The organism is Acidovorax sp. NPDC077693, assembly GCF_044542805.1.
GTDB lineage: Bacteria > Pseudomonadota > Gammaproteobacteria > Burkholderiales > Burkholderiaceae_C > Acidovorax.
Genome location: NZ_JBITVD010000010.1, coordinates 59,123 through 74,669 on the forward strand (window position 1 = coordinate 59,123; position 15,547 = coordinate 74,669).

The following is a 15,547-nucleotide window of genomic DNA, read 5'->3' on the forward strand; positions in this document are numbered from 1 at the left end:
TCTCTTCAACACACCGCCTTCACGCCCATGTCAGAGATCAGCCGCCTTGCCCTGTTCGGAAAACTCAACCCTTTGCTCTTCAAGTCGCTGGAGGGCGCCACGGTGTTCTGCAAGCTGCGGGGCAACCCGTACGTGGAACTGGTGCACTGGCTGCACCAGTTGCTGCAGGAAAACGATTCCGACCTGCTCAGGGTGTTCCGCCACTTCGAGGTGGATGCAGAGCAGCTTGCCGCGGACGTGCTGCGCAGCCTCGACCGGCTGCCCCGCGGTGCCACGGCGATCTCCGACTTCTCCGACCAGATCGAGATGTCGATCGAGCGCGGCTGGGTGTATGCCACGCTGATGTTCAACGAATCGCAGATCCGCAGCGCCTACTGGCTCTCCGGCATGCTGCGCACCCGCACCCTCGCCAATGAGCTGCGGTCCATTTCAAAGGAATTCGAGAAAATCAGCGAGCCCGGCCTGAGCGACGCATTCCCCAAGGTCTTGCCCCTGTCGCCAGAGGCCAAGCTCCAGGCGGCCGATGGCTCCGGCCTGCAAGGCACGCCCGGCGAGGCGAGCGGCGCGACATCGCCGCTGGGCGCTGGCAAGCAGGAAGCCCTGCAGCGCTACACCGTCGATCTGACCGAGCGCGCCCGCAATGGCGAGCTCGACCCGGTCACCGGGCGCGACGAGGAAGTGCGCCAGATGATCGACATCCTCATGCGCAGGCGGCAGAACAACCCCATCCTCGTGGGCGAGGCCGGCGTCGGCAAAACGGCGGTGGTCGAAGGCCTGGCGCTGCGCATCGCGTCGGACGACGTTCCGCCGCCGCTGCGCGGCGTGCAACTGCGCGTGATGGACGTCGGGCTGCTGCAGGCCGGCGCCAGCATGAAGGGCGAGTTCGAGAACCGCCTGCGCTCGCTGCTGGACGAAGTGCAGGCCAGCACGACGCCCATCGTGTTGTTCATCGACGAAGTCCACACGCTGATCGGCGCCGGCGGCCAGGCAGGCACCGGGGACGCGGCCAACCTGCTCAAGCCGGCGCTGGCGCGCGGCGTGCTGCGCACCATCGGTGCGACCACCTGGGCCGAATACAAGAAGTACATCGAAAAAGACCCGGCCCTCACACGCCGGTTCCAGCTGGTGCACATCCACGAGCCCGACGAACCCAAGGCCGTGCACATGCTGCGCGGCGTGGCCGCCAAACTCGAAGCGCACCACAAGGTGCGGATCGCCGACGAGGCCGTGGTGGCGGCGGTGAGCCTTTCGCACCGCTACATTCCGTCGCGCCAGCTGCCCGACAAGGCCGTGAGCCTGATGGACACCGCATGCTCGCGCGTCGCGATGGCCCTGACCTCCACGCCAGCGCGCCTGGAATCCGTGACCCGGCAGCAAGAGGCGATCCGGGTGGAGCTCGACGTGGTCGAGCGCGAGGCGTCCCTCGGCGTCACCGATGCCGGCCGCCTCGATGAACTGGCGGCCTCGCTCGAGCGCCTGCAGCAGGAACACGACACCCTGGCCGAGCGGCTGTCCCGCGAAAGCGAACTGGCCCAGCGCATCGTCGACGCAGAGAACGCGCTGATGGCCGCACGCACCGCCCGCGCGCCAAAAGAAACCGCCGCCCAGGCAGCGTCCACCGACGCGGCCCCCAACGGTACTGGCACCGGCAATGGCACCGAAGCCGGCGCGGCAGCAGCGGCAGCGCCCTCCCCGGCGGCGGCCCCGGCCCAGCCCGCGGTCACCGCGGCGGAGCTCGAAGCGCTGCGCAAGGAACTGCTGGCCCTGCAAGGCGACGACCCGCTGCTGCACCCCGTGGTCGACGCGGGCGTGGTCGCGGAGGTCGTGGCCGAGTGGACCGGCATCCCGGTGGGCCGCATGGTGCGCGACGAAGTGCAGTCGGTCCTGACCCTGACCGAGACGCTGGAAAAACGCGTGATCGGCCAGCGCCACGGGCTGGAGGCCATCACCCGCCGCATCCAGACCGCGCGCGCGCAACTGGACAACCCCGGAAAGCCCATCGGCGTGTTCCTGCTGGCAGGCCCTTCGGGCGTGGGCAAGACCGAAACCGCGCTGTCCCTGGCCGAGGCGCTGTACGGCGGTGAGCAGAACCTCATCACCATCAACATGAGCGAGTTCCAGGAAGCGCACACCGTGTCCACGCTCAAGGGCGCGCCGCCCGGCTACGTGGGCTACGGCGAGGGCGGCGTGCTGACCGAGGCCGTGCGCCGCAGGCCCTACAGCGTGGTGCTGCTCGACGAGATCGAGAAGGCCCACTCCGACGTGCACGAAATGTTCTTCCAGGTGTTCGACAAGGGCTGGATGGAAGACGGCGAAGGCCGCTACATCGACTTCAAGAACACCGTGATCATCCTGACCTCCAACGTGGGCTCCGAGCTCATCGCGGGCATGTGCAACGACCCGGACCTGATCCCCGGCCCCGAGGCACTGACCAAGGCCGTGCGCCAGCCGCTGCTCGACAAGTTCCCGGCCGCGCTGCTGGGCCGCCTGACGGTGGTGCCCTACTACCCGATCTCCGATGCGATGCTCGAGCAGATCATCCGCCTGCAGCTGCGCCGCATCCAGAACCGCATCGAGGCCAACCACGGCGCGCAGTTCCACTTCGACGACAGCGCGGTGCAACTGATCCGCGAGCGCTGCAGCGAGGTCGAATCCGGCGCCCGCATGATCGACGCGATCCTGACGCAGAACCTGCTGCCCCGCCTGGCCATGGAGTTCCTGCAGGCGTCGGTGGATGCCCACTCCATCGCCAGCATCGACGTGAGCGCGGCCGACAACGACTTCGTCATCCGCTACGCCTGAGTCCGAACGCCCTCCCCTTCGACGCCCAAGCCACCATGCCCATCGTCCGCCTGCTCCGCGCTCCCTCCCCTCCCCGCGCCGCGCGCGCCCTGCCCGGCCCTGCACCGCAGCACAGCGGGGCGCGCCGCGCGAGCGGTCGAAGAACCCGCGGCGCGCAGGCCGCCCTGGTGGCGGCTCTGGCGCTCGCGCCCGTGTGGGCGCTGGCACAGGCCGGGATGCTCGGCAACATCGGCCGCGCGGGCGAGGTGATGAGCCGTGGAGAAAGCGCGGTGTCCACCGGCCAGCAGGTGATGTCCACCGGCGGCCAGGTCATGGACGCCGGCCGCCAGGCCTGGAACAACCGCAACGGCACGCCGTTCCAGGCCCCCACCGGGCCTGCGGTGATGGCCCGCGACGAGGGCGGCCCCCTGCGGCTCATCGCGGCGCTGGAGCGCGGCGCCGGCGACCCCATGGCCGCTGGCAACACCCTCGTGGCCTTGCTGGACCAGGGCGCCTACTTCATACAGCGGCAGGCCGCGCACGTGACGCCTGCGCAAGACCAGTTGCTGGCCACGCCCCGCGCGGACAGCTCCGCCGTGTCCATCGACCTTCCGTCGTCGCCCCCGGGCACGCTGTTCGACCTGGGCTCGGGCCGTGCGCGCGCGTCGGGCCCGGGCGTGAAGATCTTCGCGCTGTCCGTGCACACCCACCTGCCGCGCCGCGCCGGCCGCAGGGCGCTGGATGCGATCGAGCAGCACGCCATGCTCACCACCAGCTCGGTGCAGATGGAATGGCCGCTGCAGCCGGACCTGGCCATGGAGCCCGTGGGCGGCAAGCTGCTGGTGTGGGCCAGCGAAGCCGGCGCGGCGTTCCCCGCCGGGTTCGGTGCGGACGGCAGGCTCTTTACCGCGGACGACCCCATGGTGCGGCTGCCACGCGGCTACACCGTGGTGACGCTGGACAGCCGTGGCTTCAGCTTCGACCGCAGCCGCGAGATCGCGCTGTCCCAGTACGGCGTGCAGTCCACCACCGACATCGACCTGTCCCGGCTGGCCCCCGGCGACGCTTTCAAGGCCTTCACCAGCGTGATGCAGGAGCGCTACCCTTTCCGCGGCGCGCAGCCCATGGACTGGGGGCGCCTGCACGGTGATCTGGCGGACAAGGTCCGCCAGGCGGGTGACCAGAAGGATCGCCTGGCGATGGGCCAGATCTACGCCGACATCGGGGCCCGCCTGCAGGACGGCCTGTTCCGGGTCGATGTGCGCGGGGCGGGCGGGTCGCCAGGACTTGCCGCCGGGCTCGATACGGGCCTGGCCGGGCAATGGCAGCCACGCGGCATCACCCCGCTGCCGCTGCCGGGCGTCTGGTGGCTGCCCGACGGGCGGGCCATGGTCGGCAGCGTCGCGCCGCGTTCTGCGGCAGAGCTGGCCGGGCTGCGCCCGGGTGCGGAGATCGTGGAAGTCAACGGCGAGAGCATCGCGCACTACATAGGCCGTGCGTCGCGCTACTCCAACCGGGCCACCGAGGCCAGCCGGCGCCACGATGCCCTCAAGCTCATGGCCTACGAGCGCGAAGCCATGGTCCTCAAGGTGCGGCAGGACGGCAAGGACCAGACCATCGATCTGCGGCAACGCATGGCCGAGCGGCCACAGTCGGCGGGCACGCCGCCCAACAATGAGTCGCTCTCGGGATTTCAGCTGCGCAGCCAGTCGGGCCGCCAGTATGGGTACATCGCGCTCAGCTCTTTCGCCGACGGCGGCGGCAACCTGGACGTGTGGGAGCGCAGCCTGGCCACGGTGAACCAGGCGCGGCTGCCCGGCCTCATCCTGGACTTGCGGGGCGCCAACCACGGCGCGTACCAGCTGGTTCCCCACTATGCCGCGTCGTTCTTCTCGTACGACCGCCCGCTCAGGCTGCAGGGCTATGCGCAGCGGCAGGTGGACGCGACCGCCAAGGTGTGGCGCACCCGGGGCAGCCTGGGCCTGCCACCGCAGCTGCCGCTGTTCACCCAGGGCGCGGGCTACTACAGCGCGCCGCTGGTGCTGCTGACAGGCCCGGACTGCACGGGCCCCTGCGAAATGTTCTCGGTCTGGCTGCAAAAGGCCGGCCGCGCGCATGTGGTGGCCACGGAAGCGACGCCCGGGGCGGTCGGCATGACCACCCGCGTCCTGCTGCCCGGCGACATCGTCGTGCACGCCCCCACCGTGGCCGAAATCGGCGCCAACGGCGAGCACTATGTGTTCGCCAAGGGCGTCGAGCCCAACCTGCGGGTACCCGTGGATGCCGGGTTCGTCCAGCGCGCCATGACAGGCGGCGACCCCGTGCTGGACGCCGCCGTGCAGTGGCTCGATGGCAGGCCCCAGGGCCGCTGAACGGCATCGCCGCCGCGGCGGCTTCTTCCCCCTGAAAAACCGCCCGCGCTCCTGCGGGACCGCGGGCAAGCGAAAATAGAGCATGCCCCTCATCCCCGAATTCCACGCCCCCACCCGCCACACCGATCCGGCCGAAGCGCTGGCCCAGGTGCAGCGCATCTATCAACAGCAGATCGGCCACCTGCGCGAGGCCATGCAGCGCTTCGTGGCGGGCGAGACGCCCACCAGTGCGGTGCGGGCCTTCTACCCCTTCGTGCGGGTGCACACCACCACCGTGGCGCGGGCGGATTCCAAGCTCGCCTACGGCTTTGTCGAGGGCCCGGGGCGGTATGAGACCACGCTGACCCGGCCCGACCTGTTCGCCCGGTACTACGCCGAGCAGTTCCGCCTGCTGCGGGCCAGCCACAACGTCGAGCTGGAGGTGGGCACCAGCGCCCACCCCATCCCCATCCACTTCTCGTTCGCCGAGCACGACCACATCGAAGGCACGCTCACGGCCGAGCGCCGCATGCTGATGCGCGACGTGTTCGACCTGCCCGACCTGGCTGCCATGGACGACGGCATCGCCAACGGCACCTGGCAGGCACGCCCGGGCGAGGCGCAGCCGCTGTCGCTGTTCACCGCGCCGCGCGTGGACTATTCGCTGCACCGCCTGCGCCACTACACCGGCACGGCGCCCGAGTGGTTCCAGAACTTCGTGCTGTTCACCAACTACCAGTTCTACATCGACGAGTTCGTGCGCCTGGGCCACTCGGAAATGGCCAAGCCCGACAGCGAGTACGTGGCCTTCATCGAGCCCGGCAACGTGGTCACCCGCCGCACCGGCCTGCCCGCGCAGCCCGGCGACGAGCTGGGCAACGCCCCGCCGCGCCTGCCGCAGATGCCCGGCTACCACCTGGTGCGCAAGGACGCGAGCGGCATCAGCATGGTCAACATCGGCGTGGGCCCGGCCAATGCCAAGACCATCACCGACCACATCGCCGTGCTGCGCCCGCACGCCTGGATGATGCTGGGCCACTGCGCCGGCCTGCGCAACAGCCAGCAGCTGGGGGACTACGTGCTGGCCCACGCCTATGTGCGCGAGGACCACGTGCTGGACGAGGAACTGCCGCTGTGGGTGCCCATCCCGGCGCTGGCCGAGATCCAGATGGCGCTGCAGCAAGCCGTGGCCGACGTGGCCCAGGTGCCCGAAGACCAGCTCAAGCGCATCATGCGCACGGGCACCGTGGCCAGCACCGACAACCGCAACTGGGAGCTGCTGCCCGACAACATGCCCCAGCGCCGCTTCAGCCAAAGCCGCGCCGTGGCGCTGGACATGGAAAGCGCCACCATCGCGGCCAACGGCTTCCGCTTTCGGGTGCCCTACGGCACGCTGCTGTGCGTGAGCGACAAGCCCCTGCATGGCGAGATCAAGCTGCCCGGCATGGCCAACCACTTCTACCGCGAGCGGGTGGACCAGCACTTGCGCATCGGCATGCGGGCCATCGAGATCCTGCGCAACGGCGGGGTGGACCGCCTGCACAGCCGCAAGCTGCGCAGCTTCGCCGAGGTGGCTTTCCAGTGAGTTTGCGGTGGGGCGTGGGGGAAGGCGCCTACACTTGCTCACACACTGCGTGAAAGCGCCCTCACTGAATGCATCTATTGAACTCCCCCCAACGCGCACATCGAAAAACATGGGGGGTAGTTGCAGCGTTGACGGGCCTCTTGGCTGCCAGTGGGCTCCACGCCTGGGCCGCAAGCCCTCCGGCCACGGCCAGCCCGACGCAGCCCACGCCCTCGCAGGTACGGCACCATGCAGACCACAGCATCGCCGTTCCCTTCGAGGCCAACCAGGGCCAGTTTGCACCCGAGGTGGCCTTCGGTGCACGAACATTTGCCGGTGCTCTCTACATCACCAAGGACGGCACCATAGTCCACGCTCTGGCCGGCCGGGCCACTGAGCCAATGCCCCGGTCCGCGGCCAGCCACGGCGCTGCCGCGCCAGCGCAGCGTGGGCCCGGCTGGGCCTTGGTGGAAAAGCTGGACGGCACGCCAGCGCTGGCACCTTCGGGCCTGAATCCCAGCCCGGTGCGGGTCAACCGCTTTCAGGGCTCCAACCCCGCGCACTGGCCGACGGACATCGCGACCTTCTCCAGCATCGCCCTGGGCGACGCCTGGCCGGGCATCAGCGTCTCTCTGGCCGCGCGCGGCAGCAATGTGGAGAAACTCTTCACGGTCGCCCCCGGTGCCGATCCGGGCAGCATCAGCCTGTCCATCGAGGGAACAACAGCGGGCTTGCGCCTGGCGCCCGATGGTGCGCTCATGGCCGCCACGGGCCATGGCGAGGTGGCGTTCACCGCACCGATCGCCTTCCAGCTCGACACCACCGGTCGACGCGTCGAGGTGCCAGTGCACTATGCGTTGCTGGCCGACCGCACGGGCTACCGCTTCCAGGTGGGCGACTATGACCGCTCTCGCGCCCTCGTGATCGACCCGCTGCTGCAGGCCACTTACCTGGGCGGCGGTGCCGCCGACGAGGCGCTCACCATCGCGCGAGACGCGGCCGGCAATATTCTGGTCGGCGGCTTCACAGGAAGCACCCCTTTTCCCGGCACGACCGGTGGGATGCAACCCGCCTTGGTCGGAAGCACGGACGGCTATGTCAGCAAGTTCAGCAGCGACCTCACGACCTTGCTGCAGACCACCTACCTGGGCGGCAGCGGCGATGACCAGATCCGCAGCATGCGCCTGGACGCGGCGGGCAACATCTATGTGGGGGGCAACACCTCCTCGACCAACTTTCCGGGTACCGCTGGCGGATTGCAGCCTGCGAAGGCAGGGGGCATGGATGCATTCCTCGCCAAGCTGAGCGGCGACATGGCCACGCTGCAACAGGCCACCTACCTGGGCGGCGGCGGGGACGAGTCGGACGGCGGCATCGTATCCATCGTGTTCGACGCCGGTGGCAACCTCCTGGTGGCCGGTACCACGCAGTCGGGTGATTTTCCGGGCAGGACCGGCGGCGGACGGCCGAACCACGCCGGCGCCCGCGATGCCTTCGTTTCCCGCATTGCGCCCGACCTGAAGACGCTCCTGCAGTCCACCTACTACGGCGGCAGCGGACTCGATTTCGCGTCGGTCATTGCGATCGACGGCAGCGGCAAGGTGCTGATCACAGGCACCCACTGGTCTACCGATCTCCCCATGACCGCAGGCGGTGCCCAGCCTGCGCACGGCGGGCGCTACGACGGCTACGTCGCCCGTTTCAGCGCCGATCTGACCTCGCTGGAACAGGCCACCTACTTCGGCGGCACCATGGACGAGAACACGGCCACCATGGCCGTCGACAGCGCCGGCCACGTATTCATCGCGGGTTACACCGCAAGCCCCAACCTGCCAGCGGCCGGAGCGGCTCAAAGCGCCCTTGGCGGCAGCGTGGACGTCTTCGTCGCCCGGCTGAGCCCTGACCTGACCGCGGTGCAAAAGGTCACTTACTACGGCGGCAACGGCTTCGACCTGGCCTCCACCATGGTGATCGACGCGGCCGGCAATGTCATCGTCGCCGGAACCGGTGAATCGACCAATCTGCCGGGAACCGCCGGTGGATACCAGTCCGTGTACCGGGGCTCCAGCGACGGGCTCATTGCCAAATTCAACAACGACCTCACGGTGTTGACCCAGGCCACCTATTTCGGCGGCAGCGGCCGGGAGGACATCCCTGCGATCCTGATCGATGGCGGTGGCAACTACGTCATTGCGGGTACCACGGCATCGAACAACCTGACGGGTACCACGGGCGGCGCCCAGCCAGTCTTCGGCGGCGGCGCCCGAGACGCCTTCGTGGCCCGATTCACGGCCAACCTGCTGGCCAACCCCGTCGTGACCGCAACGGCGGGCAGCCACGGCAGCGTGAACCCCGCCAGCCAGAGCGCGCTGCCGGGGCGCCCGGCCACGGTCACGGTGACGGCGGATTCCGGTTATGTCGCGAGCGCCACCGGGTGCGGCGGCACTCTGGCAGGAACGGTCTACACCACGGCGAACGTCACGGCAGATTGCAGCGTCACGGCCACTTTTCTGCTCGTGCAAACGATCAGCATCGGGCCCTTGCCGACGGTGCCAGCCTTTCGGGCAGGCACGAGCTTCGTACTTCCTGCAGCCACCAGCAGCTCAGGCCTGCCGGTCACCTACACCAGCACCACGCCAGCCATCTGTACGGTCGCGGGCACCACGGTCACCATGGTCGGTGCGGGCACCTGCGGGATCATCGCGACACAGGCGGGCAACGGGGCCTACGCGGCGGCGACGGCCAACCTGAACCTGGTATTGGCAGCTGCCGAGCCCGTCGGAATCCCCGCACTGTCGCCCTACGGTGTGGTCGCCATGTCGCTTTTGCTGTCGGGCCTCGCCTGGCGCAGACGGCGTGCTGACCGATAGGCCCAAGGCAGCTCCATCGACAATGCTACTGAATTAGGAGCTGCTTGCCCTTTCGTATACTGCCCGGACGTTCAATCTGATGCGCTGACGATGGCATGCACCCTTTCATTCATTGCACGGACCGAGCGCTGTGGCGGCAAGGTCGGGGTCGCCCGGGAACGGCGCCACGCCCGCACTGTCTGGCAACACGCGGGTGTTTCCAGTCCCCACCACACCGACGACCTCGCCGTCGGTGGGACGCGCACCGGCCCGGCGCAACGCCAGCGATGCCGTAGCCCGCGCAGTGGTGCCACGTGGGATTGCAGCCAACCGGACCGGGGCCGCAGCAGATGCCACTAGACTTCCTCACGCTCATGACCGCGATGGCGGCCAACCTGTTCATGATCTCGGCCGCGCTGCCGCTGATCATGGGCCGGGACGTGAGCCGGGCGGCGCGCCACGTGCAGGCCAGCCTGCTGCTGCAGGCGCTGGCCTGGGCGGCGATCATCGCGTCGAGCTCGCTGTGGGACCGCACGCTGTCCACCATCTCCATCGCCTGCAACGCCGCCGCGCAGTGGATGCTGTACCGGGCGCTGGAAGAGTGGCTGGGGCCGCGCCCGCTGCGCCGGGTGCTGCTGGCGCTGGTGGTCGCCGCACCACTGGGCTACGCGCTCGGCTTCGACCACTATGCCTGGCGCGTGGGCTGGGCCAACGGGCTCATGGCCGCCATCCTGTGCATCGTGGCGCGCGCCACGCTGTACCCGCTGATCCTGGCCGACGTGCGCTGGCGCAGCGTGCTGCTGGGCTGCCTGCTCACGTCCGCGGTGTTCACCCTGGCGCGCGGGCTGCTGGGCGCCTTCACCGACCAGTACCCGAGCTTTCGCTCGCCGCACCCGATCAACCTGGCCGCGGCCCTGGCGACCAACGTGAGCCTGGTGCTGGGCACCGTGGCCGTGCTGGTGGCCTGGCGCTACGAGGCCGAGCAGAAGCTGCGCACGCTGGCCATGACCGACGGCCTGACCGGGCTGCTCAACCGGCGCGGCTTCGCCAACCAGGGCGACAACCTGCTCGCCCACGCGTGGCGCCACCGGCTGCCGCTGACCGCGCTGATGCTGGACCTGGACCACTTCAAGCAGATCAACGACACCCACGGCCACGACGCGGGCGACCGCGCGCTGCAGCTGTTCGCGCGCCTCTTGGGCGACACCTGCCGCAGCGGCGATTTGATCGCCCGGCTGGGCGGCGAGGAGTTTGCCGTGCTGATGCTGCACAACACGGCCGCTGCGGGCGTGGCCTTCGACCGGCGCCTGCGCCACCGGCTGCACGATGCGAGTGCGGCCGAACTGGGCTTCGTGCTGGACTACAGCGTGGGCATGGCCGCCCTGGTGCCCGGCGAGGCCAGCCTGGCCGCGCTGATGGCCCGCGCCGACGGCGCGCTGTACGAGGCCAAGACCGCGGGCCGGGGGCGCCTGATGGCGGCACCGTAGTGCTGGGGCATGGCGCTACGCTATTGATAGCGCCTGGCGCGCTCCCATCCAGCGGTAGAGGCGTTTTTCCCGCTCAACATCCGGAACGGCGGCGGCGCTGGAACCTGCGGGGCATGCAGGTGGCATGCGGATCGCAGACGCGGGCACGGACCGGCGCCCGCAGGGTCAGCCTCAGGGCTTGATCAGCCCCGCCACGTCCCGCGCGGCACCGGCAGGTTCCTGCAGCAGGTGCGCGATCACGCTGCGCCGGTCGGCCTCGGTGCGCTGCTGCGACAGGAAGCGCTTGCCCACCAGCCGGTCCACCAAGACCTCGAACCCCACCAGCCGTGCCGCCGCCTCATCGATGAAGGCCGGCTGCGCATCGCCGATGGACCAGGGCTGCGCGCGGCCGCCTTCCTGCGCCGCGGCCAGCGCCCCCAGGTGGGTGCGCATCCAGCCGGCATCGTCCACCCAATGCAGGCGGCCACGGGCCTCGGCGGCGGCGTAGTTCCAGCTGGGTGCCAGGCGCCCGCTGCGCTGGCCGTTCACGTACCAGCGCGGCGAGATGTAGGCATTGGGGCTCTGGAACACCGCCAGCACCTCGGCACCGTCCGGCACCGACTGCGCCATGCCGTGCCGCCGCGCCACATGGCCGCGCAGGCGCACGGCGCCGCCCGGTTCTGCCACCACCTCCAGCGGCAGCAGGTCGGCCTGCAGCCCCGCGCCATCCGGTAGCGCAGGCAAGGTGGACAGCGTGACCACGGTGGCCAGCGGGTGGGCGCGCATCAGCGCGTGCAGTTCGCTCGGGTCGTCGGCTTGGAAGAGGGGCTGGCTGTGCATGGTTGTGGATTCAGATTCAGGTGGGGGTTTGCATGGCGGTCCGAAACAGGCGGCGTCGACGGGTTCAATCTGGCACCGTGCCGGCCCGCGCCCAGCGGGGCATAGCGCCCACTGCCTGCATGCGGGGAACGACAGCGCGGTGCCGCAGACCACTCCAACGCGGGTCTCATGGCATGCGGCGCGATGGGGCATGGGATGGCGTGGCAGGGCCTATGCCACGCACCATGCCGCAGGCCAGCGCCGGCGGCCGTCGCGGGCGCGACGCACGGGTGCCATGCCCGGGGCGCCCGCATCGCACACAATCGGTGCATGACCTCCGCACTCTTTGAAGTTGAGCAACTGCGCAAACGCTACGGCGAGACAACCGTGGTGAACGATGTCTCCTTTGCCATCGCCCCGGGCGAATGCCTGGGCGTGATCGGGCCCAACGGCGCGGGCAAGACCACCACCATCCGCATGTGCCTGGGCCTCACGGCGCCGGACGGCGGGGCGGTGCGCTTTTTTGCCGAGCCCGGCGCGCAGGCCCTGCATATGCCGCGCGACGCACTGGCCATCAAGGCGCAGCTGGGCGTGGTCACGCAGTTCGACACGCTGGACCCGGACTTCACCTGCGCCGAGAACCTGCGCGTGTTCGGCCGCTACTTCGGCCTCAAGGGCGCGATGATGGACGAGCGGGTGCCGCGCCTGCTCGACTTCGCCGCCCTCACGCACAAGGCCCACGCCAAGCCCGGGGAGCTGTCGGGCGGCATGAAGCGGCGCCTGAGCCTGGCCCGCGCCCTCGTCAACGACCCGCGCCTCTTGCTGCTGGACGAGCCCACCACCGGCCTCGACCCCCAGGCCCGCCACCTGATGTGGGAGCGCCTGCAACTGCTGCTGCAGCAGGGCAAGTCCATCCTGCTGACCACCCACTTCATGGACGAGGCCGAGCGCCTGTGCTCGCGCCTGTTGGTGCTGGACCACGGCAAGAAGATCGCCGAAGGCCGCCCGCGCGAGCTGATCGCCCAGCACCTGGAGCCCGACGTTGTGGAGGTCTTCGGCCTGGGCGCGGTGGCGCTGGCCGAGGACGCCGCGCTGCGCGCCCTGGCGGCGCGCGTGGAGATCAGCGGCGAGACGGTGTTCTTCTACACCCAGAACGCCCAGCCGCTGCTGCAGGCGCTGGGCGCGCACCCGCACCTGCGCACGCTGCACCGGCCGGCGAACCTGGAGGACCTGTTCCTGAAACTCACGGGCCGCCAGATCCGCGAGGACGGTTGACAGCGATTGCTACTGATCTAGTAGCAAACAAAGGCCGACCACCCAGCGGTAGCGGCCTTTTTCACCACAACCGCCCGCTTACGCCACCCGTGGCTTGACCTTGCTGGCCGCGAGCTTGGCATTGGTGCGGGCCGTCTCCACATCGGACGCACGCGCCAGGGCCACGCCCATGCGGCGCTTGGCAAAGCTCTCGGGCTTGCCGAACAGGCGCAGGTCGGTGTCGGGCACGCGCAGCGCCTCGTCCACGCCGTCGAAGACGATGCCCTGGGCTTCCACGCCGCCGTAGATCACGGCGCTGGCGCCGGGGTTGCGCAGGCGGGTGTCCACCGGCAGGCCCAGGATGGCGCGGGCGTGCAGCTCGAACTCGCTCTGGTGCTGGGTGCACAGCGTGACCAGGCCCGTGTCGTGCGGGCGGGGGCTCACCTCGCTGAACCACACGTCCTGGCCCTTCACGAACAGCTCCACACCGAACAAGCCCTGGCCGCCGAGGTTGTCCGTCACGGCCTTGGCGATCTGGCGCGATTTTTCGAGCGCGGCCGGGTGCATGGGGTGGGGTTGCCAGCTTTCCACATAGTCGCCGCTCACCTGCACGTGGCCGATGGGGTCGCAGAAGTGGGTTTCGATCTGGCCGCTGGCGCCCACGGCACGCACCGTGAGCTGGGTGATCTCGTAGTCGAAGTCGATGAAGCCCTCGACGATCACACGCCCGTGGCTCACGCGGCCACCGGCCATGGCGTAATCCCAGGCCTTTTGCACGTCGGCGGGGCCGTCGATCTTGCTCTGCCCCTTGCCGGAGCTGCTCATCACGGGCTTGACGATGCAGGGGTAGCCGATGCCCTGGCCATTCTCGCCATCGATGGCCGCCTGCAGCTCTTGGAGCGAATTGCAGAACTTGTACGGGCTGGTGGGCAGGCCCAGCGTTTCGGCCGCCAGCACGCGGATGCCTTCGCGGTCCATGGTGAGGCGTGCGGCACGGGCGGTGGGGATCACGCGCACGGTGCCGGCGGCTTCGAGCTCTTCGAGCATGGGGGTGGCGATGGCCTCGATCTCCGGCACCACGAGGTGCGGGCGCTCGGCTTCGATCAGCGCCTTGAGCTGTGCGGGGTCGCTCATGGTGATGGTGCGCGCATGGTGCGCCACCTGCTGGCCGGGTGCGTCGTCGTAGCGGTCTACCGCGATGGTCTCCACGCCCAGGCGCTGCAGGGCGATGAGCACTTCCTTGCCCAGCTCGCCCGAGCCCAGCAGCATGACTTTGGTGGCATGGGGCGACAGGGGGGTTCCGAGGGTGGTCATGTCAGGCTTTCAGAAAATCGAAGGGTTGGGGGCTGCACCCACGCGCGCGGACTCGGTCGATGGGCTGGCGGGTCGGTGCAGGCGACTGTAATGCACCCGCCCGCCCCGCCGACCGCGCCCCGGTCGCGCAAGTGCTTGCGCCCCTGCCGCCCTTTTCCTACGATAGCGGCCTGCCCCGGCCCGCCGGACAGCCCCCCGCCACGCGCACCCACCCATGGAGCCCCCTTGACCTCCGGCGACCACGACCAGCTTTTCCTCCAGCGTCTGAACGACGTGATGCAGCGCATCGCCCACCAGGGCGACCTGCATGCCGTCGAACCCCTGATGGCCATGACCGGCCAGTTGCCCCCGCACAGCACCCTGGCCCAGCTGGCCGAATCGTTCGCCCACATGGTGGTCAAGCTGGAGGCGCGCGAGTTCGAGCTCGAATGCCGCATCGAGGACCTGGACCAGACCCGGCGCGAGCTGGAGCAGGCCAACCTGGACCCGCTCACCAACCTGCCCAACCGCATGATCGCCCGCGACCGCCTGCGCCAGGCCGTGGCCGACGCCCGCACGCGGCAGGTGCAGTTCTCGGTGTTCTTCCTGGACCTCGACCGGTTCAAGAAAGTCAACGACACCCTGGGCCACGCCGCGGGCGACGAGCTGCTGGTGCAGGTCACCCAGCGCCTGTCGGCCTGCCTGCAGGAGGGCGACACCCTGGCCCGCCTGGGCGGGGATGAGTTCCTGTGCGTACTGCCCCGGTGCGCCGAGGCCGCGGCAGCCCAGGCCATCGCCAGCCAGATGGTGGCCGCGCTCAACCAGCCGTTTCCGCTGGCGGCGGGACAGGCCGACATCGGCACCAGCATCGGCATCTCGCACTTCCCGGAGCATGGGCAGACGGTGGACGAGCTCATCGCGTTTGCCGACGCGGGCCTGTACGAGGCCAAGCACCGCGGGCGCAATGTGTGGGCTTACTCGCCCAAGCAGGCGCCACTGCGCACGGGCTGAGGCCGGCAACGCGCCGGCCTGCGTGCACGCCGCCCACCCCGGCGGCGGGCCCATAAAAAAATATTTTGCGCAGCCTGCATCCAAATGGCGTTCTCGTGGGTAGTACCTGCAGCAGCCGATCTTCACCGGCCGCTGTCCTTTCCACCCAACTGAAGAAAG

9 protein-coding genes are annotated in these 15,547 nt (G+C 69.5%); 7 read left to right on the top strand and 2 right to left on the bottom strand.

What is annotated here, in order from left to right:
- The first annotated feature begins 27 nt into the window (after positions 1 to 27).
- From tssH to ACIGHN_RS15415, 5 genes are all read left to right on the top strand, one after another.
- Positions 28 to 2,802, top strand: a complete 2,775-nt coding sequence (gene tssH / locus ACIGHN_RS15395) for a type VI secretion system ATPase TssH (protein ID WP_396505059.1) — start codon at positions 28 to 30, stop codon at positions 2,800 to 2,802.
- Positions 2,803 to 2,837: 35 nt separating this feature from the next.
- Positions 2,838 to 5,153 (top strand): S41 family peptidase, encoded by a 2,316-nt coding sequence (locus ACIGHN_RS15400; protein ID WP_396505060.1) that lies wholly within the window; start codon positions 2,838 to 2,840, stop codon positions 5,151 to 5,153.
- Positions 5,154 to 5,235: 82 nt separating this feature from the next.
- Positions 5,236 to 6,717: an AMP nucleosidase gene (locus ACIGHN_RS15405; protein WP_056409721.1), complete on the top strand. Its 1,482-nt coding sequence runs from the start codon at positions 5,236 to 5,238 to the stop codon at positions 6,715 to 6,717.
- A gap of 287 nt (positions 6,718 to 7,004) precedes the next feature.
- Entirely contained in the window at positions 7,005 to 9,566 is a 2,562-nt protein-coding gene (locus ACIGHN_RS15410; protein WP_396505061.1) for an IPTL-CTERM sorting domain-containing protein, read from the top strand.
- 329 nt (positions 9,567 to 9,895) lie between these two features.
- Complete coding sequence (locus ACIGHN_RS15415; protein ID WP_396505062.1) at positions 9,896 to 11,032, top strand: GGDEF domain-containing protein; 1,137 nt, start codon at positions 9,896 to 9,898, stop codon at positions 11,030 to 11,032.
- Positions 11,033 to 11,203: 171 nt separating this feature from the next.
- Here the strand turns inward: ACIGHN_RS15415 and ACIGHN_RS15420 are convergent, their stop codons facing one another.
- Positions 11,204 to 11,851, bottom strand: coding sequence for an FMN-binding negative transcriptional regulator (locus tag ACIGHN_RS15420; protein ID WP_396505063.1), 648 nt, complete (start codon positions 11,849 to 11,851; stop codon positions 11,204 to 11,206).
- Positions 11,852 to 12,160: 309 nt separating this feature from the next.
- Between ACIGHN_RS15420 and ACIGHN_RS15425 the strand changes: the two genes are divergently transcribed.
- Entirely contained in the window at positions 12,161 to 13,105 is a 945-nt protein-coding gene (locus ACIGHN_RS15425) for an ATP-binding cassette domain-containing protein (protein WP_396505064.1), read from the top strand.
- A 78-nt stretch (positions 13,106 to 13,183) separates the two neighbouring features.
- Here ACIGHN_RS15425 and purT read toward each other — a convergent pair whose 3' ends face one another.
- Positions 13,184 to 14,398 carry a formate-dependent phosphoribosylglycinamide formyltransferase gene (purT, locus tag ACIGHN_RS15430; RefSeq protein ID WP_396505065.1) on the bottom strand — a complete coding sequence of 405 codons (1,215 nt, stop codon included), beginning with the start codon at positions 14,396 to 14,398 and terminating at the stop codon, positions 13,184 to 13,186.
- 225 nt (positions 14,399 to 14,623) lie between these two features.
- Between purT and ACIGHN_RS15435 the strand changes: the two genes are divergently transcribed.
- Positions 14,624 to 15,388, top strand: a complete 765-nt coding sequence (locus tag ACIGHN_RS15435; protein ID WP_396505066.1) for a diguanylate cyclase domain-containing protein — start codon at positions 14,624 to 14,626, stop codon at positions 15,386 to 15,388.
- Positions 15,389 to 15,547 lie beyond the last annotated feature (159 nt).